We start from the raw sequence: 908 nt of genomic DNA on the forward strand, positions 1-908 counted from the left end.
GGAGCAAGCTCCCTCGCCACAGGTGTTTGGTGGGGCTGGGTGCTTACAAAGCCGATGCTTGCCACAAATCCCATCTGGGAGCGAGCCTGCTCGCGATGAGGCCATTGCTGGCAACACCCACTTTGGTCCATGGCCAAACCAGTCAAGCAACTTGATGGCTTTGACCATTGCCCCGCAAGCCCTTCGGCGCGAGTATTTGCCTGCTCTTCACGGTTCCCCCACCCAATAAAAAGTACAGAGGGATTCTGGTCATGCGCGATTATTCGTCCGCCACGTCGCAGTTCGATTACCTGAACACCGTCAATGCCGCGTTGCACGGCTCGCTCGAGGCACTCAACGCCTGTGTCGAATGTTGCGACCGGCACGCCTTGCCGGGGCGCATCGCCCTGTTCTGGGAAGGCCGTGACGGCAGTGACGCGACCTGGACTTACCGTGACCTGCAAGACAACGCCGCGCGCTTCGCCAATTTCCTGCGCGCCCAAGGCGTCGGCAAGGGCGACAAAGTGGCCGGCCTGTTGCCGCGCAACGCTGAACTGCTGATCGTGGTGCTCGCCACCTGGCGTATCGGCGCGGTGTACCAGCCGCTGTTCACCGCGTTCGGCCCCAAGGCCATCGAACACCGCCTCGGCAGCTCCGGCGCGCGGGTCGTGGTCACTGACGCGGTCAACCGTCCCAAGCTCAACGAAGTGGCCGGTTGTCCCACCGTCGTCACGGTCGGCGGTGAAAAGGGCGAGGGCATCGTCCGTGGCGATTACAGTTTCTGGGCCGAGGTCGCCAACCAGTCCAACCAGTGCGAACCGCTGATGCTGACTGGCGAAGACCCGTTCCTGCTGATGTTCACCTCCGGCACCACCGGCCCGGCCAAGGCATTGTCGGTGCCGCTCAAGGCGATCGTGGCGTTCCAGAAC

The 908-nt window shown here is 62.9% G+C and carries 1 protein-coding gene; it reads left to right on the forward strand.

Annotated features, from left to right (window positions below; translation table 11 throughout):
- Positions 1-251: 251 nt before the first annotated feature.
- On the forward strand, positions 252-908 hold a 657-nt coding region (locus tag OC610_RS28120; RefSeq protein ID WP_264432906.1), incomplete at its 3' end, for an AMP-binding protein.

Origin of the sequence: Pseudomonas agronomica (assembly GCF_025917275.1) — a bacterium.
Classification (GTDB): Bacteria; Pseudomonadota; Gammaproteobacteria; order Pseudomonadales; family Pseudomonadaceae; genus Aquipseudomonas; species Aquipseudomonas agronomica.